General features: G+C 71.8%; 20 protein-coding genes. 10 read left to right on the forward strand and 10 right to left on the reverse strand.

Translation table 11 applies throughout. The annotated features are described in order from the left end of the window. Position 1: 1 nt before the first annotated feature. Positions 2 to 1,114, reverse strand: a complete 1,113-nt coding sequence (locus WG209_RS14735) for a hypothetical protein (RefSeq protein ID WP_337175819.1) — start codon at positions 1,112 to 1,114, stop codon at positions 2 to 4. 154 nt (positions 1,115 to 1,268) lie between these two features. On the opposite strand from WG209_RS14735, the gene WG209_RS14740 reads away from it, so the two are divergent. After that, positions 1,269 to 2,045: a DUF3800 domain-containing protein gene (locus WG209_RS14740; RefSeq protein WP_337175820.1), complete on the forward strand. Its 777-nt coding sequence runs from the start codon at positions 1,269 to 1,271 to the stop codon at positions 2,043 to 2,045. 140 nt (positions 2,046 to 2,185) lie between these two features. Here WG209_RS14740 and WG209_RS14745 read toward each other — a convergent pair whose 3' ends face one another. From WG209_RS14745 to WG209_RS14755, 3 genes are all read right to left on the reverse strand, one after another. After that, positions 2,186 to 3,904 carry a glycosyltransferase family 39 protein gene (locus WG209_RS14745; RefSeq protein WP_337175821.1) on the reverse strand — a complete coding sequence of 573 codons (1,719 nt, stop codon included), beginning with the start codon at positions 3,902 to 3,904 and terminating at the stop codon, positions 2,186 to 2,188. A 94-nt stretch (positions 3,905 to 3,998) separates the two neighbouring features. Then, positions 3,999 to 4,397 (reverse strand): HEAT repeat domain-containing protein, encoded by a 399-nt coding sequence (locus WG209_RS14750; protein WP_337175822.1) that lies wholly within the window; start codon positions 4,395 to 4,397, stop codon positions 3,999 to 4,001. Between the two features lie 17 nt (positions 4,398 to 4,414). Beyond that, positions 4,415 to 5,440, reverse strand: coding sequence for a DUF1559 domain-containing protein (locus tag WG209_RS14755; RefSeq protein WP_337175823.1), 1,026 nt, complete (start codon positions 5,438 to 5,440; stop codon positions 4,415 to 4,417). Positions 5,441 to 5,751: 311 nt separating this feature from the next. On the opposite strand from WG209_RS14755, the gene WG209_RS14760 reads away from it, so the two are divergent. The 3 genes from WG209_RS14760 (at position 5,752) to WG209_RS14770 (ending at position 8,294) form a co-directional block, all read left to right on the forward strand. Beyond that, positions 5,752 to 6,072 (forward strand): multidrug efflux SMR transporter, encoded by a 321-nt coding sequence (locus WG209_RS14760; RefSeq protein WP_337175824.1) that lies wholly within the window; start codon positions 5,752 to 5,754, stop codon positions 6,070 to 6,072. Between the two features lie 120 nt (positions 6,073 to 6,192). After that, positions 6,193 to 7,200: a deoxyhypusine synthase family protein gene (locus WG209_RS14765; RefSeq protein ID WP_337175825.1), complete on the forward strand. Its 1,008-nt coding sequence runs from the start codon at positions 6,193 to 6,195 to the stop codon at positions 7,198 to 7,200. A 158-nt stretch (positions 7,201 to 7,358) separates the two neighbouring features. Further along, the gene (locus WG209_RS14770) at positions 7,359 to 8,294 is read left to right on the forward strand and encodes a hypothetical protein (RefSeq protein WP_337175826.1); all 936 of its coding nucleotides are present in this window, start codon (positions 7,359 to 7,361) and stop codon (positions 8,292 to 8,294) included. A gap of 17 nt (positions 8,295 to 8,311) precedes the next feature. Here the strand turns inward: WG209_RS14770 and WG209_RS14775 are convergent, their stop codons facing one another. The 4 genes from WG209_RS14775 to WG209_RS14790 all read right to left on the reverse strand — a co-directional run bounded on the left by WG209_RS14775 (position 8,312) and on the right by WG209_RS14790 (position 12,057). Next, positions 8,312 to 9,301, reverse strand: coding sequence for a DMT family transporter (locus WG209_RS14775; RefSeq protein WP_337175827.1), 990 nt, complete (start codon positions 9,299 to 9,301; stop codon positions 8,312 to 8,314). Positions 9,302 to 9,633: 332 nt separating this feature from the next. Next, positions 9,634 to 10,083, reverse strand: a complete 450-nt coding sequence (locus tag WG209_RS14780; RefSeq protein ID WP_337175828.1) for an SRPBCC family protein — start codon at positions 10,081 to 10,083, stop codon at positions 9,634 to 9,636. Between the two features lie 62 nt (positions 10,084 to 10,145). Further along, a complete protein-coding gene (locus tag WG209_RS14785) occupies positions 10,146 to 10,640 on the reverse strand; it encodes a hypothetical protein (RefSeq protein ID WP_337175829.1) in 495 nt (164 codons plus the stop codon). Positions 10,641 to 10,743: 103 nt separating this feature from the next. Further along, positions 10,744 to 12,057, reverse strand: coding sequence for a putative sugar nucleotidyl transferase (locus tag WG209_RS14790; RefSeq protein WP_337175830.1), 1,314 nt, complete (start codon positions 12,055 to 12,057; stop codon positions 10,744 to 10,746). A 595-nt stretch (positions 12,058 to 12,652) separates the two neighbouring features. Between WG209_RS14790 and WG209_RS14795 the strand changes: the two genes are divergently transcribed. From WG209_RS14795 to WG209_RS14805, 3 genes are all read left to right on the forward strand, one after another. Further along, complete coding sequence (locus WG209_RS14795) at positions 12,653 to 13,087, forward strand: ATP-binding protein (protein WP_337175831.1); 435 nt, start codon at positions 12,653 to 12,655, stop codon at positions 13,085 to 13,087. Next, a complete protein-coding gene (locus tag WG209_RS14800; RefSeq protein ID WP_337175832.1) occupies positions 13,084 to 13,860 on the forward strand; it encodes a tRNA(His) guanylyltransferase Thg1 family protein in 777 nt (258 codons plus the stop codon). Before WG209_RS14795 ends, WG209_RS14800 begins: the two co-directional genes overlap by 4 nt. A gap of 93 nt (positions 13,861 to 13,953) precedes the next feature. Next, positions 13,954 to 15,039, forward strand: coding sequence for an AI-2E family transporter (locus WG209_RS14805; RefSeq protein WP_337175833.1), 1,086 nt, complete (start codon positions 13,954 to 13,956; stop codon positions 15,037 to 15,039). 94 nt (positions 15,040 to 15,133) lie between these two features. On the opposite strand, the gene WG209_RS14810 is transcribed toward WG209_RS14805, so the two are convergent. Both WG209_RS14810 and WG209_RS14815 read right to left on the reverse strand, forming a co-directional pair. Further along, positions 15,134 to 16,387, reverse strand: coding sequence for a M48 family metallopeptidase (locus WG209_RS14810; RefSeq protein ID WP_337175834.1), 1,254 nt, complete (start codon positions 16,385 to 16,387; stop codon positions 15,134 to 15,136). Between the two features lie 121 nt (positions 16,388 to 16,508). After that, entirely contained in the window at positions 16,509 to 17,060 is a 552-nt protein-coding gene (locus WG209_RS14815; RefSeq protein ID WP_337175835.1) for a hypothetical protein, read from the reverse strand. 325 nt (positions 17,061 to 17,385) lie between these two features. Between WG209_RS14815 and WG209_RS14820 the strand changes: the two genes are divergently transcribed. The 3 genes from WG209_RS14820 to WG209_RS14830 all read left to right on the forward strand — a co-directional run bounded on the left by WG209_RS14820 (position 17,386) and on the right by WG209_RS14830 (position 19,504). Then, positions 17,386 to 17,790, forward strand: a complete 405-nt coding sequence (locus WG209_RS14820) for a BlaI/MecI/CopY family transcriptional regulator (RefSeq protein WP_337175836.1) — start codon at positions 17,386 to 17,388, stop codon at positions 17,788 to 17,790. Positions 17,791 to 17,937: 147 nt separating this feature from the next. Next, positions 17,938 to 18,870, forward strand: a complete 933-nt coding sequence (locus tag WG209_RS14825; RefSeq protein ID WP_337175837.1) for a hypothetical protein — start codon at positions 17,938 to 17,940, stop codon at positions 18,868 to 18,870. Between the two features lie 154 nt (positions 18,871 to 19,024). After that, positions 19,025 to 19,504: a ferritin gene (locus WG209_RS14830; RefSeq protein WP_337175838.1), complete on the forward strand. Its 480-nt coding sequence runs from the start codon at positions 19,025 to 19,027 to the stop codon at positions 19,502 to 19,504. Positions 19,505 to 19,548 lie beyond the last annotated feature (44 nt).

A 19,548-nucleotide genomic window follows, 5' to 3' on the forward strand; every position in this document is an offset into this window, starting at 1 on the left:
CTCAACGCGGGGCGCGGCACGTCTCGGCGAGTGAGTTTGCGACCCGCGCGGCGCCGTCGGCGGGGTAGGGGGGGCGTAGGCGGCCGAGGGCGAAGGCGCGGTCCAGCGCCGGGCCGATCCGCATGGCGGCGAAGTCGCGCGAGGAGAGCGGGACGCCGCCCCCCCAGGCCCTCGCGGCGCGGTCGAGCGCGCGATGCTCGGCGAAGCCGGACCGGGGCGGGTAGAGGATCGGCCGCCCGTGGGCCATCGACTCGCTCATCGTCCCGTAGCCCGCCTTCGCCACCACGGCGTCGGCCGACGCGATTAGGTCCCCCCCCGACCATTCCGCCGCCGAGACCAGTTGGAGGTTCGGCAACTCGCCCACCGGCGCGGCGTGGTAGCCGACGAAGTGGACGCCCCGATCGGCGAACGTCGCCAGCCGGCCCCAGTCCAGGTCATCCTGGCCGTATCGACCGACGTAGAAATAGACGATCTTCTCCGCGCGCCCCAGCCCCAGGAGCGCCCGCAGCTCCGAGGAGCGGTCGCGGCCGGGGTTGGCGACCAGGCCGACGTTTACCTGGTTCGGCAGCCACGGCATCGTCAGGGCGGGCTCGGCGCGGAAGGTCCCGACGGCGCGGCGGTAGGCGGCCCTGTACTCGGCGACCAGCCGTTTCGCCTCGGGGCCGGCGTGGCGGGCGTAGGGGGCGTAGATGTCATGCCAGGTGAAGTTGGCGAGCAGCCAGCCCGGCACCCCCGCGCGGGCGGCGGCCTCCAGCGGCAGCGGCGGGCCGTCGCTCAGGAGCGCGGCGGCGCCGGCGTCGCGGAGCCATCGCGCGTCGTCGTCCACGCGCGTCGCGGCCTCGCGATGGACCCGGATCGCCCGTTCGAGCGTCGCCGCCGCGTCGGTCGTCCCGCTGCCGCCGGCCGGGTTGACCGCGCCCGCGTCCGAGACGTGCGCGTCCAGCTCCGCCGGCCGGGTCAGCCGCTCGCGCCAGTTCGGGAACAGGTCGGGCGACGACCGGATGATCACCGGCACGTCCCCCGGCACCTCGTTCACCACCGCCACCGCCCGGTTCATGTGCCCGTAGCCGTGGCTCGTCACGTGCACCACCAGCGCGCCCGACCGCCTCGCCATCCTCGGACCTCCTCGCGATTTCAGGAGCGGCCAGGCTATCGCCACGGCGACGGCCGGACAAGTGAGGCGCACGGATGCATAGTTGGTAAGATCCCCGCGGGAGGCGGACGCCCGCGGATCGGCGGCCCCCCTCACGCGGGCCTGGGACGATCGCATGAACCTGATCTATTTCGACGAGTCGGGCAACTCGGGGACCAACCTCAACGACCCGGAGCAGCCCGTCTTCGCGCTCGGGGCCCTCGTGGTCCCCGAGTCTTGCTGGCAGGCTTTGGAGGCAGATCTCGAAGCGGCCCTCATGGAGCACTTCCCCGAACTGGCGCGGGACGGGGTCGAGGTACATTCGAGCGACCTCCGCGGCAATCGGAACGCCTTCCGAGGCGTGGACGTCGCGCGACGCGTCGCCTTTCGCGACGCATGGCTCTCCATTGCTCAGGCGCATCCGCTCCGCTTCATCGCCCGCGTCACGGTCAAGAAGCAGTATCAGAAGTGGCTGGGCGAGACTTTCGGCGCCGGAGCCTTGGTCGTCAACCCCCACATCGTCGCGTTCCACCGTATCGCGGTCGCCGTCAACGAGTACCTCAAGGCGAAGGGGGAATTGGGCGTCTTCATCTCGGACGAGAACAAGGAGATCGTCAAGGATGTGGAGAAGCTGATCCGCCAACTGCGGCTCGCCGACGGCCACCTGCGTCTCTCCAACGTCGTGGAGAAGGGGTTTTTCATCGATTCGGCCAAGAGCCGAATCCTCCAGCTCTGCGACATGTGCGCCCTGCACGCCCGGAAGCTGGCCGAAGCCCGCAAACTCGGCTTGGGGCTCAAGGAGATCGACCGGGTGGGCGTGGAGTTGCTGGAGCCGTTGATTTTGGAGGGATGGTCGGAGGAGTTCTGGGACGCGATGGAGTGGCTCAAGGCGTGGCGTGGGGAAGGGAAATAGAAAGAGCGGCCGAGGGCCGTTAGGCCTGGGGTCAGCTAGTGCCGGCCCGCTCTCGGTCGCTGCTACTATTGTAGCCACATTTCAACGTCCGGGAAGCCTAACGACGGGGGCCGCTGTAAGAAGGGGCCGCCCTATCCGGCTCACCTCGTCCGCGCGTCGCCTTCGGGCCGGGCGACGGCCGGGGGGGCGTCGGCGGGGCGGAGGGAGACGGTGGAGAGGTGCAGGACCTCCTCGCGGAACTTCTCGATGCTCAGGCCCGCGACGGTCTCGTGGACCTCGACGGCCAACTCGGGGTCGTCGCGCAGCCGCTCCAGCTCGTAGGGGGTCAGGGGCAGCAGCAGGGGGCCCAGGCGGTCGGCCTGCTCGATGAACTCGTCGCGATCGCGCAGGATCGGGGCGGGGTGGCCCAGCGAGTACACCACGCCCGGCGGCCGGAACGTGCAGAGCGCGGGGGTGGCGCCGACCTCCCCCTCCAGCGCCGCCAGCCGCGCGCCGACGACCGACGACGACCGATACGGCTCGGCCGTCGGGACGACCCAGCCGGCCAGGACCAACTCCATCGCCGCGGTGAACCCGACCATCGACGCGACCGCCCGGCGAGGCCGCCCCGTCGACGCCGCGCGCAGGGTCATCAGCCCGCCGATCCCGATGGTCGCCGCGAGCGTCGCCGTCGGGAGCCGCATCGGGGGGGGGAGCCAGAAGACGGCCGCGCCCAGCCCGACCGTCGCCACCGCCGCGCCCCCTCGCAGCGTCCGCCTCGCGAACCCCAGCAGGCGAGGCATCCGGACCTCGGCCGACGATTCCAGGAGGCGGTCGATCAACCAGGCCGTCAGGATCGCCAGCGCCGGGACGGCCGGCAGGTAGTAGTGGATCAGCTTCGTGCGGACGCATTCCAGGAAGATCAGCGGGCCGATCGCCCAGCCGATCAGGAACCCGGCCGCGGCCGTCTCGCGGCGTCGTCGCCACGCCGAGGCCAGCGCGGCGGGGAACAGGGCCGCCCAGGGGAGGAGGGTCGCCATCCCCACCGCGACGTAATAGCCGGGGAACCCGCCGTGCTCCTCCAGCTTCTGCGTCGCCCGCTGGACGATGTGATACCCCACCGCCACGTTGAAGTACTCGCCGCCCGAGCGGACCAGGATCGCGACGTTCCACGGCACGACGATCGCCAGGAACAGCGGCAGGCCCCACGCCCATCGCAGCCGTTTCAGCAGGGTCAGCGGGTTCGGCCCGCCGCAGAGCCAGCCCACGCCGATCGACGCGACCATCAGCGCGGGCGCCGCCGGCGACTTGGTCAGCACGGCCAGGCCCATCAGCCCCCAGAACGCCATCGCCGCGCGGAGCGAGGGCCGCGTCGCCAGCTCCCAGATCGCGATCTGGCAGCCGACGTAGAAGAACGTCAGCGTCGCGTCGGTCGTGCCGAGCTTGGACTCGGCCATCATCAGCGGCATCGTCGCCAGGACCAGCCCGGCCAGCGTCCCGGCCCTGGGGCCGATCGCGCGGCGGGTCCAGCCCCAGGTGAGCAGGACCGTGCCGACCCCCATCACGGCCGAGACCAGCCGCGCGCCGAAGGGGTTGTCGCCGCCGATCGCGGTGCCGGCCAGCATCAGCCAGTAGATTAGGACCGGCTTGTGATAGCGGGGCTCGGCGTTGAACGTGGGGCGGACCCAGTCGCCGCTCTCGCGCATCTCGCGGGTGGCGCCGGCGTAGCGGGGCTCGTCGCGGTCCCAGAGGCTCGTCCGGGCGTTGCCGACCAGGTTGAGCGTCAGGGCGAGCAGGCCGATCAGAAGCGCCTCGCGCCAGGGCGATCGGCGCGGCCCGGCGAAATCCGTCGTGGCGAGCGACACGGGCGGTCCCTCCATGGACGCTCTCCCGGCCCGTTCCCTCGGCCCGGCGGAGTCCACCCGCATCACACCCGATTTCCACGCGCCGGGCAACGCCAGTCGTCTCGCGTCCTCAGCCGCCGATTCGCCGGATCGCCTCCGTCGCCACCTCCCTCGTCGCGGCCTGCTTCGACAGGCTTTCCAGCTGGGGGAGGGCGGCCCTGGCGTCCGGGCCGATCCGCCCCAGCGCGTAGGCGGCCGAGGCTCGCGCGCCCGGGTCCCGATCCTTCAGCGCGGCGATCAGGTCGGGGACCGCCTCGCGCGCCTCGGGCCCCATGCCGCCGATCGCCCTGGCCGCGTTGATCCGGGCCCTGGAGTCCTTCAGCTTAAGCTCCCGGATCAGGTTCGGCAGCGCGGCGACGTTCGGCCCGCCGGGCGTCGCCGCCGACGGGCCGCCGCAGCCGATCAGGAGGAGCGCCGGGGCGATCGCCAGGGCGCGAAGCGGGGCGAATCGACCGCGTCGTCCGGCCATGTCGCGGCTCCTCGCGTTCACTGGGCGTCGGCCGAGATCACCTCGCCGCCCGCGCGGGTGGCGAGGGCGTGCCAGGTCATCAGGGCGATGGAGTCCTTGACGAACCCGACGTGCCCGTCGGCGAACGCCACGTTCACGCCGCCGGCGTGGTTGCTCCGGGCGGACTTCCACGCCGCGGCCGGGCTGTGGAACGTGCAGTCCATCACCCTGGGGTTGGGCGCCAGGGCGGCGTTGCCCATCGTCCCGTCCTCGAAGTTCCCGGCGAACCAGGCCCCCAACTTGATCGCGCTCTGAGCGATCGGGGCGTTGCAGTCGCCGCCGGAGCCCGACCCCATGCCGGCGTTGTTCAGGAACCGCTTGTAGTCGTCGGACGTGCCGGCGGCCACCTCGTAAGCGCCCGCGCTGCCCGGCCCGCGGAGGCCCTCGGAGAAGCCCACGGTGTTCGACGTCCCGTCGACGATGGCCGACAGGCGGGTGAACGAGTTGATGAAGAAGACCCCCGTCGCCCCCACGCCGTTCCCCCGGACGCCGCCCACCGTCTCGCCCGCGCCGCTGATCGCCAGGTAGTTGGTCGCCTTGAACGGCCGCGAGCCGGGCCCCGGGACCGCTTCCGGCGCGCCGTCGCTGGGGCACAGCAGCGAGCCGATGCTCGTCGTGTAGCAGGTCATGTTCTCGGGCCAGTACGTGTACCCCTGCGACGGCCCGCCGAGGATGCCGAGGTTGAAGTTCAGCGCGTTGAACACGGGCGAACCTTCCATGAACGGCTGGACGAACGCGCCGGCGCTCCATCCCATGTGGTCGTTGGGGATGGTCGGATCGAGGGAGTTCGGCCAGGAGGCCTTCCCCGTCGGGAAGCATCCGTGCGCCGACTCATAGTTCATCACCGCGAGCATCACCTGCTTCAGGTTGTTCGTGCACTGCGACCGCCGCGCCGCCTCCCGCGCCGCCTGGACCGCGGGGAGCAGCAGCGCGATGAGGACCGCGATGATCGCGATCACCACCAATAGCTCGATCAGCGTGAAACCGCCCCTTCGCCTCGGCATGGTCGTGTTTCCCGGGGTGAAATGTGGCGCGACCGGTCAAGAACCGTCGGGTGTTACTTTGTCGGAATTCGTAATACCGTCGGGCCGGCGTGCATACTACGCAGTCGCGCCGCGCCGACACAAGTGGGCGGCGGAGAGATTCGGGCAAGCCCAACGCCAGTCGGCCGGCGAGGCGAATCTTGACAGGATCGAGCGATTATCCCGATAATCATCGGTCGCGGGGACGACCCCGCGCCGTCGCGGGGATGTCTCGCGCGCGGACCAAGCAGACGGGGACGACCCCGTAGCTCTCTCGCATCGGAGAGGATGCTATGGCCTGGCTCGTCCTCCTGGTCGCCGGCCTTTTCGAAGTCGGCTGGGCGTTCTGCCTGAAGGCCTCGAACGGGTTCTCCCGTCCCTGGCCCACCGTCGGCTTCGGCGCCTTCATGTTCGTCAGCGTGTACCTGCTGGCGGTCGCCATGCGGTCGCTCCCCCTGGGGACGGCCTACGCGGTCTGGACCGGGATCGGCGCCGTCGGCGCCGTGGTGGTCGGCGTGGCCGCCCTCGGCGAGTCGGCCGACATCCGCCGGCTCGCCTGCGCGGGCCTGATCGTGGCGGGGATCGTGGGCCTCAAGCTCGTGTCGCCGCACTAGCGGACGCGTCCGCGGCCCGGCCTTGTGTTGAGTTGGACCCATCGACCGGGGGCGCGCCCCGCCGGTCATCCGCCCCGGCGCGGCACGTCCGGGAACGCCCTCACCAGTCGAGAACGACCGATGACGACGCTGGAATTCATCCTCAAGAACTACAAGAACTTCAACGCCCGCGCCACCCGCGACGCCACGCTCGCCTACTGGCGGCACGTCGAGGCCGGCGGCAAGATGTTCTGGGCGGTCGCCGGCGCCATGTCGTCGGCGCAGCTGGGCATCACCCTGGCTCCGGCCATCCGCGCCGGGCTGATCCACGGCATGTCGGTGACGGGCGCCAACCTGGAGGAGTCCCTCTTCCGCCTGGTCGCCCACAAGGAATACAAGGACTTCCCCGACTACCGCTACTTCTCCAAGGCCGACGACACCAGGATCCTCAACGACCGGATGCGCCGGGTGACCGACACCAGCATCCCCGAGGACGAGGCCTTCCGCGTCGTCGAGAAGATCGTCGTCCCCATGTGGAAGAAGGCCGACGAGACCGGCGCGCGCAGGTTCTGGCACGAGTACTTCTACGACATCGTGCAGGCCGTCGACCCGGAGCAGTACGAGGGGGACCCGGAGGAGTGCTGGCTCCTCGCCGCGGCCAGGGCCAACCTGCCGATCGTCGTGCCGGGGCACGAGGACTCGACGTTCGGCAACATCTTCGCCTCGCACGTCAAGCTGGGCGAGTGCTCGGCGTCGATCGCCAAGTCGGGCATCGAGTACATGACCGACTTCTACGACCGCTACCAGGAGCTGGCCGAGGGCGCGGGCGTCGGCTTCTTCCAGATCGGCGGCGGCATCGCCGGCGACTTCCCGATCTGCGTCGTCCCCTCGATCAAGTACGACCTGGAGCAGGAGGCCAAGCCCTGGGCCTACTTCTGCCAGATCTCCGACTCGACCACCTCCTACGGCTCGTACTCCGGCGCGACCCCGAACGAGAAGATCACCTGGGACAAGCTGACGGAGGACACCCCGATGTTCGTCATCGAGTCCGACGCCACCATCGTCGCCCCGCTGGTCCTCTCCGCCCTGCTGGAGTGCAAGGCCGACCCCGCCGCCGCCAACAAGCTGATCCAGGCCGCCGGGTTCTGAGCCCGGCGACTGACGGACGGCCTCCCTCCCCCGACGGGGGGAGGCCGTCCGCGCCGACGCCCCCTTGACGCGCCCCGCCCCGGCGCGGCACGCTCGGCCCACGATCGTCCGCCGACGCGCCGCGGCCCGGCGGGCCGGGATGATCGGGGGAGCCCGTCATGATCCCGAATGGCCGATCCTTCGCCGTCGCGCTGCTGTTGGCGCTGACGGCCGCGCGTGGGGCGACGGAAGCCGCCCCGCCGGCGGCGACCGTCGACGAGGTCCTCCGGGCGCTCGACGACGCCGAGGCCGCCCTCGCGGCCTTCCGCGTCGAGGCCGACATCGCGATCAAGATGGAGTCGCCCCTCGCGCGGGGTGAGTACGCCGACCTGGAGGCGCGCGTCTCGCTGCTCTTCGACCGCTCGGGCCGCTTCCGGTTCTCGGAGCGGGGCGCCACGGTCAACTGGTCGCCCCCCAGGCGGGTCCACCCGATCCGGATCGAGGCCGCCTACGACGGCGCCGTCCTGAAGCAGATGGAAGGGAGCGAGAAGCTCGCGCACGGCCTCGTTAGCTCCCGGCCGACCGACTCCTCCATGCGGCTCGATCCCCGCAACTTCGTGCTCGATTACCAGGGGAAGACCGTCGCCCGGTGGCTCCGGGAATACGACGGCAAGATCGTCGGCGACGAGCCGGTCGACGGCGGGACGGCGCTCGTCCTGGAGACGAGGCCGAACCTGGTCGACGGCATCGAGTGGAAGCAACGCTACCTGGTCCTGCCCGACAAGGGCTTCGCCGTGGCCCGCCGGTCGGCCCTGCTGCGATACGCCGAGGCCCCCGACTGGCTCGAGTACACCCGGACCGAGTCGTTCGACCTGGCCGATCGCGGCCGGGGGATCCACCTGCCGGCGCGCGGCGTCTACCAGAGCTGGAACGTGAAGAAGGACGACGCCCTGGAGGGGGCTCGCTCGTTCCCGATCTCCTGGCGATACGACCTGACGTTCCGCGACTGGCGGATCAACCCCGACGCGACCGACGCCGATTTCACGCTGCGATTCGAGCCGGGCGTCTTCGTCAACGACCGGATCTCCGGCCGCTCGTACGAACAGGGCCGGTAGGCTCGGGTCGGCCGTCGTCAGGGGGCCGCCTTCGCCTTCCTCGGGGCGGGGCGGCTGGTCCAGAAGACGCCCAGGAGCGTCAGCGCGCCGCCGATCACCAGGGCGGGGGTCAGGGCCTCGCCGAAGAGCCAGACGCCCCAGGCCACCGTCAGCACCGGCGCCACGTTGCTGAACGTGGCGACCGCGCTGGCGTCCAGCCGCCGCAGCGCCAGGTTCTGGAGGGTCAGGTTGATCGGGGTCATCACCCCCGCCAGCACGGCCAGGCAGATCCAGGCGCTCGGCGTCGCGGCGCGGATCTGCGCCCCCCAGCCCGGGACGGTCAGCGCCGACACCGGCACTTGCAGCAGGCAGCCGACGAGGAACGTCCCGGCGAGAGTCGGCAGGGCCCCGTGTCGCATGATGAGCGGCCGGCTGAGCGTGACGTAGGCGCCCCAGGAGAGGACGGCGAAGACCAGCAGGAGGTCCGCGATGAGCACCGCGCGGGTCTCCGCCGGGGTGCTCGCGGCGTCGGCGCCCAGGACGTTCCCCAGGCCGATGACCAGCACGCCGGCGATGCTGATGAGGATGCCCCCCAGCCTCCCCAGGTCGAGCGCCTCCTGGCCGATCGCCCAGGCCAGCGCCCAGACGATCAGCGGCACCGTCGCGTAGAACAGCCCGACGTGGGCGTTGGTCCCCAGCTTCGCGGCGGTGAGGAAGAAGAACTGATTGATCGGCACGCAGCAAGCGGCCACCATCAGCAGCCGCTTCCAGTCGCGCCGGATCAGCTCGCGGACCGTGGCGAAGCCCCCCACGAACGGCACCAAGAACAGCCCGGCGATCCCGAACCGCAGCAGCGGGACCATCCCGATGGGCAACTGCCGCACGGCCACCTGCGCCAGCGGCGAGGTCGTCGACCCCAGCACGATCATGATCGCGAGGTAGACGTAGGCGCGCAGGTCTGGCGTCCTGGCGTCCGTCGCGACGGCTCCGGTGGCCTCATGCCGGCGGGTCTCCTGAATCGCGCCCATCCCCGTCCCCGTCACCGACTCCGACCGCGACGCGAGCGTCCCCATTTCTCCCCGATTCTCTTTCTCTCATGCCCAACGGCGGCCCCGGATCCCCCGGAGCTTCGGCGACGCCCACGCCCTCGGACGTCTCGATCCCTGCTATTCCTTCATCTTAGGGACGCGAGCAAGCCCCCGCGAGGCCGATCGTCGCGAGACGCCGTCGGCCCCGCTCCCCGGCGCCGAGGACCGCGCCGGCCTTGTCGTCGCCCTGCCGGACATCGACGGCCCCGGCGAGGTTCGGGGGACGCTCGGACTACCGCGAGTCGACGTGGATGAGGCCCGGGAACAGCGCGTCAACTTTCCGCGAACCGCCGGAAGGCAAGAAGCCGTCGACGCGATTCGCGGGCGAAGGCGGCCTGGAGCAGCGGCGTCAGGAACCGGGGTCGGCCGACGAGGTTGTAGGAGAAGTCGACCCGCGAGCGGCCGGGGGCGATCGGCTCGAACCGCCACGACCCGGCGAAGCTCCGCAAGAACCACGGGCCGCGGGTCATCTCGACCGCGCGGGCGCCCGGCGGATTGTACGAGTCGTAACGCGTCTCCACCCCCGGCCCGAACCGCGCGGCGCGCCAGGCGCGGACGCCGACTCCCGCGCCCGAAGCCCCCCGAGCAGCCGGGCCTCCCTCAGGAACGGATCCCACTCCAGCCGCCGCCCATAGTCCTGCGACAACTCGAAGAGGACTCCCGGCTCGGCCGCCACGTCGATCGATGTCTTGAACATGGGGGCTCTCTCCCCGCGATCCCACGACGAGACTTCAAAGTGAGATAGTGGGCGAGGGAGTCGCGAAAAGCACGCGGAGCCAGGCCGTCACGACCCGTCGGGGGGCGAGGCGAGGGCTTCTTCGGCGGCGGCGAGGCGGTGGGTTTCGAGGCGCTCGCGCTGGCTCTCGGCGAGGGCGATGAGTCCGTCGTAGTCGGGGCCGACGAGTTCGGGGCGATGGGCGGAGTTGGCCCGGAGCGCCCGCCACAGCAGGCGCTTCCCCTCGACGCCCAGGGACAGGGCCTCGAACGACTCCAGCAGCCGCAGGCAGCCCTCGGTCGGGTCGTCGTACAGGAGCTTGAGCTGGACCGCCTTCTCCGCGACCCACGACGCCGCCTTGCGCGGGAGGGTCATCGTCGCGCCGGCCTTCTCGGCGAGGCCGTCGAGGACCTCGCGCTCGCCGTGGATCTCGTCGATCAGCCGGGCGGCCGTCGCGGCGATCGGACCGTTTTCGTTGGCGGCGCGGAGCCGTTCCAGCAGCTCCAGGGCCGCGACCGAGCCCGCCATGTGGTCGGTCAGGTATTTCGCCAGGTCGTCGCTCATCGTCCGTCGCCTCGCGCGAGGGCCCGTGATCGCCCGCCGCGCGGCGGGCCGCCGGCCTCCCCGGTGCAAGGCGCGCGCCGTCAGGGTTGGCGTCGGGCCGCGGTCAGCCGAGGCCGGCCTGGGGGGCCGGGCGGGCGTCGCGGCGGGGGCGGCCGGGGCGCTGGAAGGCGCGTTCGCGCTCGAGCCGGGTCTGTTCGAAGAGGCCGCGGTACAGCCGCTCGTCGGCCTCGTCGAAGGCCTGGCCCCGGCGGCCGGTCACGATCCGGGCGGTGGCGAACAGGTCGTCGATCGCCGGGCCGGGCGCGACCTGGCCGTGCAAGACGGCGGCGAACGACGGCACGTGCTTCGGCAGGAGCATCCCGGCCGGAAGGAGGTTGCACATCACGCCGACCGACGTGCCGGTGTTGAGCATGGAGCCCATCCCGCTGCGGGAATGGTCGCCGATGTAGCAGCCGACCTTGGCCATGCCGGTGGGGATCGCGTCCCCCTGGAGCGGGACCATGACCTCGCCGTAGTCGTTGCGGAGGTCGCTGTTGGAGGTGATGGCGCCGAGGTTGACCCACTCGCCGACGTAGGCGTGGCCGAGGAAGCCCTCGTGGTACTTGTTGGAGAAGCCGTGGACGATGGACGCCTCCACCTCGCCGCCGATCCGGCAGTTCGGGCCGATCGTCACCGCCCCCCGGATGTTGGCCCGGAACAGCTGGCTCTCCGCGCCGATGACGGAGGGGCCCTCGACGCGGGTGAACGGCTGGATCCAGGCGCCGGGGCCGACGGTGATCGGGCCGTTCGTGACGTCGAAGACGACGTAGGGGTCGACGCGGGCCGTCTCGTGGATGCGGACGCGATCCGAGGGGCCGACCAGGGCCAGGGTGGCGAGGTGGCGATTGGTGACGCCGGGCATGCCGTCGCGGGCGAAGTCGCGCTCGACGTGGCGGCCGTTGGCGGCGACGAGATCCCACGGGCGGTCGATCCACTCGCCGCCGACCTCGTCGCCGGAGTAGCGGGCGAGCAGGGCGTCGAACCAGTCGTCGACGCCGTTGCACTCCAGGCCGAGCACGTCGTCGGGCCCGACCCACGCGCAGGCGGGGCGGCCGTCGCAGAGGCCGACCCAGGGGCCGGCGGCCGGGGGATCGAACCCCTCGGGGGGCGCCCATCGGCCACGCGCGACCACCAGCGGCCCCCGGGCCAGCCAGTCGCGGTCATTGACCACGACGCGGGGGTCGCGACGCCGCTGGACCTCGGCCAGGTGCCCCCGGATCAGGGCCCCGCGACGCCGGGGGCCGGGGCCGACGCCGAACGCCCGGGCGATCTTCTCGCCCAGGGTCGATCCGCCGAGCCGCAAGTCGTAAACCGGCCGGGTGAGCGTCAGGGGCTCAAGCCCGACCGCGCCGGGATCTTCGACCAGGCAAAGACGCATTTGGCACCCCATCCATAGTCGCGGTTTCCGTGCGTCGCTCGATCCTTATGGCGGTCCCGGGCGCTCGGGCCGAGTCGGGGCCGCGCGGGATCTTATGCCCATCGCCGCCGCCGGTCCAGTCGGATTTCAAGCGGGCCCTTCCGTCGCCGGCGGTCGGGCGACGGGCGTCCCGAGAGAAAATCGAGATTCCTGAAATCCCGACGACCCCGCCGCGGATCATGCGCGTGTTCGATGTCGGCGCTCCTTGACAACTCGGAAGCAGTCAGCACAAGGGTCGGGATGATCGCCCGGGGCCGGGGCCGTCGGCCTCGTGGAGTCGGCGCGGCGGACGGGAGGCCCGCGGGATGAAAGGCCCGTTGAAGGCCACGCCCCGGGGCACCGCGGAGAAATCACTTCGAAAACGACGAACGAAGCCAAGTCGGTTCGAACGCAAGGCATGTGTTTTGAGAGTCTTAAGCGTAAGGCCGCGGGGACGGCGGCGCGCGAACGAAGCCAACTCGCGGGGCGTCGAGTCCGTCCCCGGCGCTTTCCGCGACCTCGGTCCGAACCCCGCGGGCCCGGCGCGTATCCGGTTCGCGGGGCGAGGAGGGGGGCCGTGGAAGTCGTGATCCTCGTCGGGCTCCAGGGGTCGGGAAATAGCACGCTGTGTCGGGAGCGGTACGCGGCGACGCACGTCCTGGTGAGCAAGGACCTCTTCCGGAACAACCGGCGGCCCCAGCGCCGGCAGATGCAACTCATCGAGGAAGCCCTCCGCGAGGGGAAGTCCGTCGTGGTGGACAACACCAACGCGACCGTCGAGGACCGCGCGGCGATCCTCGCCCTGGCGCGGTCGCTGGGGGCCTCGGTCGCCTGCGTGGACGTCCGGACGCCCATCGGCGAGTGCCTCCGCCGCAACGCCGCCCGCGAGGGCCGCGCCCGCGTGCCGGAGAAGGCCGTCTGGATCACGAGCGCCCGGATGCGGCGGCCGACGCTCGCCGAGGGGTTCGACCGCCTGGAGCGGGTCGGGTGGACGGGGGAGGGGACGCGATGAAGGCGCGGAAGGGTTCGTCGGGCTTCGAGGCGAGGATGCGGGCCGGCGAGTGCTACCACGGCCAGCGGCTGCCGCCGGCCGCCTGGGTCATCCTTCGCGTCGACGGCCACGGATTCAGCCGGCTCACCGAACGTCGTTTCGGGAAGCCGTTCGACCCCACGTTCCACGCCCACATGGTCGCCGTGGCGACGGCCCTCCTGGAGCGGTTCCAGGGCGTCTTCGCCTACACCGAGAGCGACGAGGTCTCGGTCCTCCTGCCCCGCGACTGGGACATGTTCGATCGCGAGGTCGAGAAGGCCGTGAGCCTCTCCGCCGGGCTGGCCAGCGCGGCGTTCGCGACGGCGTGCGGCGAGGTCGCCTGGTTCGACTCCCGGGCGTGGGTGGGGGCCCGCGACGAGGACGTCGTCGACTATTTCCGATGGCGTCAGGCCGACGCCGGCCGCTGCGCCCTCAACGGCTGGTGCTACTGGTCGCTCCGCAAGGAAGGCCTGGCCGCCGGCGAGGCCGCGCGGATCCTCCACGGCCGGTCGAGGGCGTTCAAGCACGACCTCCTTTTCCGACGCGGCGTCAACTTCAACGACCTCCCCGCCTGGCAGCGCCGAGGCACCGGCGTCGCCTGGGAACGATTCGAGAAGGAAGGGTTCGACCCCCTCCGCGGCCTCGCGGCGCGAGCGGTCCGCCGCCGCCTCGCGGTCCATCGGGAACTCCCGCTGAAAGACGAGTTCGGCCGCTACCTGGAGGGCCTGATCCGCCCGCCCGCCGCGGCGTCTTGACGGCGGCCGGCGCGGGGTTTGCTAGGGGTCGGGACGACCACCGATCGGCGGCGATCGCCGGCGGTCCCTCCACCCTCGACGAGCCCGAGTCGCATGAACGACGCATCCCCCCCGCCGACGCCCCCGCTCGCGCCCGCCCCCCTCCCTCGCGTCGAGTTCACCAGGCGCGTCTGGATCGTCGCCGGGGTGGCCGTCGCGGTCGCGGCCCTGGGTTACGTCGTCGCGGCGGCGTCGTCGGTGCTGCTCCTCGGGTTCGCCGCGATCCTGCTGGCGATCCTGCTGCGGACGGTGGCCGACGCCCTGGGGCGGTGGACCGGCATCGGGCCGAACTGGGGCTACGGCGTCATGCTGGTCGCCCTCACCCTCGCGGCGGCCGGCTCCGTGTACTTCGTGGGGGCGGTGGCCGACGAGCAGCTCGGGAAGCTGGCCGAGGAGGTCCCCAAGTCGGTCGAGCGGGTCCGCGAGTATCTGGGGGGGCGGACCTGGGGCCGGCAGGTCCTGCGATGGCTCCCCGCGGCGCGCGAGGCCGTGACCGACCGGCCCGGGGCCGCCGCGGCGCCCGTGGCGTCGTTCTTCACGACGACCTTCGGCGTGATCGGCGACGTGGTCGTCGTGGTCTTCCTCACGCTGTACCTGGCGGCCACGCCGGGGATGTACGTCGACGGCCTGGTCCGCCTGGTCCCCCCCCGGGGCCGGCCCCGGGCTCGCGAGGTCCTGGGGACCGTCGGCGAGCGGCTGAAGGGGTGGATGCTCGGGCAGCTCGTCGGCATCTTCGCCGTCGGGATCCTCGCCGGGATCGGCCTGAAACTGGCGGGCGTCCCGCAGTATTTCGTGCTCGCCCTGGTGGTCGGCGCGACGAACGTGATCCCGTACCTCGGGCCCATCATCGGCGCGATCCCGGGGCTCCTCGTGGCCCTCACGATGGGCCCCGCCGTGGTCGCCGGGACGGTGGCGGCCTACACCGTGGCCCAGATGGTGGAGGGGAACATCATCACCCCGCTGGTCCAGCACCGGACCTCGTCGCTGCCGCCGGTGGTCGTCCTCTCCGCGATCGCCCTGGCCGGCGTCCTCTTCGGCCCCATCGGGCTGATCGTCGCCGCCCCGCTGGCCGTCGCCGTCCAGACGCTGGTGGAGGAGCTTTACATCAAGGACGCCCTGGGCGACCGCGACATGGCCTGACGGCCGGGGTCTCCCGTAAGCGGGATTTCCCGGGTGTTGCGCAATGGACGTTGATCTCCATTGCAATGCCCGGAGGACGCCCGCGATGGCGTGTTCAGCGGGGGCTGCGGTGGAACACCGAGGGCTCGACGGCCGAGCAGGCCGGGAACAGGCGGTGGTGGAGCATCTGCTCGAAAATCTCCATGTCGCCGAGGAACGCGTTGGCCGGCTGGTCGTCGCCGGGGCCCCGGACGTGATCGGGGTAGGACTGGAGCAGGGCGAGGCGGTCGGCCAGCGGGGGGTGGGCGGGGTCGGTGGGGCCGCCGCCGGCCAGGACCTTCAGCCGCATCGCCGACCGGATCTCCTCGGGGAGCCGGAACCAGAAGGCCCGGAAGAAGGCGTAGAGGTTGTCGTCGACCGTTTCGGGGTCGTAGAACGCCAGGACCTCCCGGAACAGGGGCTGGACCATGGCGGTCTTCACCAGCGCCGAGCACGCCGCGCCGCCGCCGGCGACCAGCGCCGCGGAGCGGTCGGCGCGGGCTTCCAGGCCCCAGGCGACCGGCCGGATCAGCCAGGAGGCCTCCCGCAGGCAGTATCGGGCCCAGGCGCCCAGGGGCCCCCGGAGCCGGCCCCCCCGGCGCTCGACGGCCCGTTCGAGCCCCTCGACGAACCGGGCCCGGCGGGCGGCGCGGGTGGCGTCGCCGCGGGCGAGGTGGGCCAGCTCGTGGGCGAGGACCGCCCGCATCTCGGCCCGGGTCAGGATGCGGAGCAGCGGCAGGCCGACCAGCAGCGCCCGCGAGCGGCCCCAGGCGACCACGCCGCAGCAGGGGAGGTAGGAGAGCCGCACCTGCCCCGGCGGCGCGACCCCCAGCCGGCGCGAGACGACGTCGACGGCGTCGAAGAGCAGCGGGGCGTCCACCCGCGAGAGGACCGGCCCGAGGTCGGCGTCGGGGTTGTTGGACTCGACGCGGAACCACGCGCCGCCGAGGTATTCGACGACGTCGCCCCAGGATCGGATCTCGTCGCGGACCCACGCGGCCAGGATCCAGAACCCGCCGCCGGCGGCGAGGATGGCGACGGTCATGGCGACCGTCATCGACCAGTAGGCCGCCTCCAGGATCCCCAGGATCACGGCGCGCCAGTAGAGCTTCACCGACCCCGCGGGGGCGAACCCGGGCGTCGCCGGGGCTTCGCCGGCGGGCTCGATGTCGGGGGGGGGGGGAGGTTCCACCCGCTCGACGCGGAAGGCGCCGCGGCATCCGACGCAGAGGTAGCGGGAGCCGTCGGGGCGGCGGGGGTCGGGCCGGAGTTCGCCCGAGCAGTCGGGGCACGTCAAGACGGGCGTGGGCTTCGTCCGGACGCGATGCATGGCCGACGACCCCCGCCCCCGAGACGTGTCGGCCCGACGCGGGCCCGGACCATCAGTATGTCCGAGCCCGTTCGGAGTTCAAGCGAAATCGGGGCGCGAGGCCGCGCCCCGTCGCCCGGGGTCAGGGATTGACGACCTCGTCGGCCTTCTTCTCGACGGCCTCGGCGCCCTCCTTGACCTCCTCGGCGCCCTCCTTCACGGCGGCGTCGGCCTTGTCGGCGGCGTCCTGGGCGGCCTGGTCGACCTTGGCGCCGGCGTCCTGGGCCGCGTCGTCGGCCTTCCCGGTCAGCTCCTTGAGCTTGTCGACGGTGGCGTCCTTGACGTCCTTGACCTTCTCGACGGTGGCGTCGGCGGCGTCCTTGATCTTGGCACCGGCCGCGTCGACCTTGTCGCCGACCTTCTCGGCCGAGTCGCTGACCTTCTCGCCCAGCTTGTCGACGGCCTCGCCGGTCGACTGGAGGCCGTGGGCGACCGCGTCGCCGGCCTTCTCAAGCTTGCTCCCCTCGGAGGATGCCTCCAGCTTGTCGCCGGCGCCGCCGATGGCCTCGCCGGTGGTCGAGATCCCCCGGCCGGTCGCGTCCACGGCGCGCTCGGCCTGCTCGCCGCTGCACCCGACCAGGGCGATCGCCGCCGCCAGCCCGAACGAAGAGGCCAAACCCATGTAACGCTTCATCTTGCTGTTCTCCTGCTCGGCGTCCGCGTCGGGCGGCCCGCCCGGATCCGGACCCGTCGATTCCGACCGGGCGGCCTCCCCACCAAGGGGACCGCGCCGCCCGCCTCATAGTCTAGTACGACGGACCGGCCCCGAGTGTTAGCACTCCGCGCGCCGGTTTTTTCGACGCCCTTGACCTGCTGAGACAGTTGTCTTAGGATGGGCCCGTTAACGTTCGCGGTCGAGCATGGTCAGCCCGGTCCCGACGCCTCGACCGTCGGGCCGTCCCTCCCGCGCGGCCGGGCCGGGCTCGACGTCGACCGCCCCGGAACCGAGACGACCCGCGATGGCCAAACGCCCCCCCACCATCCCCGACTCCGAGCTCGACGTCCTGAAGGTCCTCTGGCAGCGAGGCCAGGCCACGGTCCGCGAGGCCCTGGAGACCCTGAAGGCCGCCGGCCGCGAGTGGTCCTACGCCACCGTCGCCACCCTGCTCGACCGCCTGGAGACCAAGGGCCTGGTCGAGAGCGACCGCCGCGAGCTGGCGTTCGTCTACAGGCCGACGATCAGCTCGCAGGAGGTCCGCCAGAAGCGGGTCGACAGCCTGGTCGACAAGCTGTACGAGGGGGAGCCGGGCCTCCTGGTCCTGCACCTGCTCAAGTCGCACCCGCTCGACCCCTCGCAGGCCTCCCAGGTCCGCGAGATCCTCGACCAGATGACCGACCGGAAGGCCCCCCGCGAGAAGGGCTGACCGCGCCGGCCGACCCCCGTCCGCTCCCCGAAAGTCGTCGGGGATGCTGGCTTCGGCGCGCCAGTCGCGTAAAATGTCGGCGTCGCGCCCCCGGCCGGGATGAACCGGGGGCGACCCGCACGCGCGGTCCCAGCGGAGCCGAGCCGCATGTCGCGACAGAAACGCTGGTATGACGCCGACGCTTCCGACTCACTCCGGGTCGTCCGTCGGTCGAGCCTGGACGACGCCTATTCGCTGGAGCGCTGGCGTCATCCCCGCACCCCCCCGGGGCTGGTGGAGTGCCTGACGTACCCGCTCACCGACGGGCCGGGGCTGGGTCTCCTGGTCCTGTTCCCGCCGATGCTCTGGGTGCTGTCGCTGCCGGTCTACGACCTCATCGCCGTGCTCCAGCCGCTGACCAAGAGCGAGTGGGCGCTCGGCCTGGTGGTGGTCCCCATCTTCGTCCCGATGCTGGTGAGCTTCGCGGCGGTCGCCGGCTACGTCCTGCTGTTCCTGGGCCACATCCTGGTGGCCAGCGCGATGGGGGAGAACGACCACCCGCGCTGGCCCGAGTGGGCCCCGGACGACGTCGCGGAGGGGATCGGCCGCTGGATCTGGGCGCTCCTGATGGGCGCGGGGGTCGCCGTCCCGCCGGCTCTGGCGTACTGGGACAACCTTGGCGCGGTCGACTGGCCGACGGGGCTCGTCCTGGGCGCCCTGGCCCTCCTGGGGGTCGGGTTCGGCCAGATGGCCCTGGCGGCGGCCCTGATGCACGACACGATCCTGGCGGCGAACCCGGTGACGGTGGTCGGCGCCATGCGCCGGGTCGGCCGGTCTTATCTGCTGCCGACGGTCGTCGGTGGCGTCGCCGCGACGGCCGTCGCGCTGGGCGTCTACGGCCTGCTCTTCCACGTCCCGCGGATGTGGATCGAGGCCGTGGCCCTCTGGGGCTTCTGGGTGATGACGCTCTATTTCGGGATGGTGGTGATGCGGATGGTGGGCCTGACCTACCACGCCCACGCGATGGAACTGTTCTGGTTCCGCCGCCGCCCCAAGTGGGCCACCGGCACGCGGGCCGGGCGGATCTACGCCAATTCCTGACCGGCCTCGCCGGGATCCGGTCGTTCGGATAAAATGCGTTGTCCGTGCCGAGACGTCCGGCCGCCGACCGGCGGTCGCAAGGACCCTTCGCGCGTCTCGCGCCGCCCGTCACATCTTATTCGACCCGACGACGCCCGATGGAGGGGCCGTCCCCATGCTGATCAGCCAGAAGATCGAGGCCGCGTTCAACGCCCAGATCGGCCACGAACTGAGCAACTCGCACCAGTACATGGCGATCGCCGCCTACTTCGAGAAGGAGGACCTCTTCGGCCTGGCCAAGATCTACACGGAGCAGGCCGTCGAGGAGCGCGATCACGCGATGAAGTTCGTGAAGTTCCTGCTCGACGCCGGCGCGTCGCCGCGGTTCCCGGCCGTCCCGGAGCCCCGCAACGACTTCGCCACCCCCGTCGAGGCCGCCCAGCTCGCCTACGACTCGGAGATCACGACGACGAAGCAGATCAACGACCTCGTCGATCTCGCCCAGTCCGAGCGGAACCACATCGCCCAGAACTTCCTCCAGTGGTTCGTCACCGAGCAGCTGGAAGAGGTCGCCAGCGCCTCCACCCGGCTGAACATCATCCGCCGCGCCGGCCCGACCGTCCTGATGGTCGAGGCCTACCTCGCCCACCAGTAAGCGACCCCCCCCGGGGGGGGGGGGGGGGGGGGGGGGGGGGGGGG

Origin of the sequence: Paludisphaera sp., assembly GCF_037189885.1 — a bacterium.
In the GTDB taxonomy this organism is placed as follows: Bacteria; Planctomycetota; Planctomycetia; order Isosphaerales; family Isosphaeraceae; genus Paludisphaera.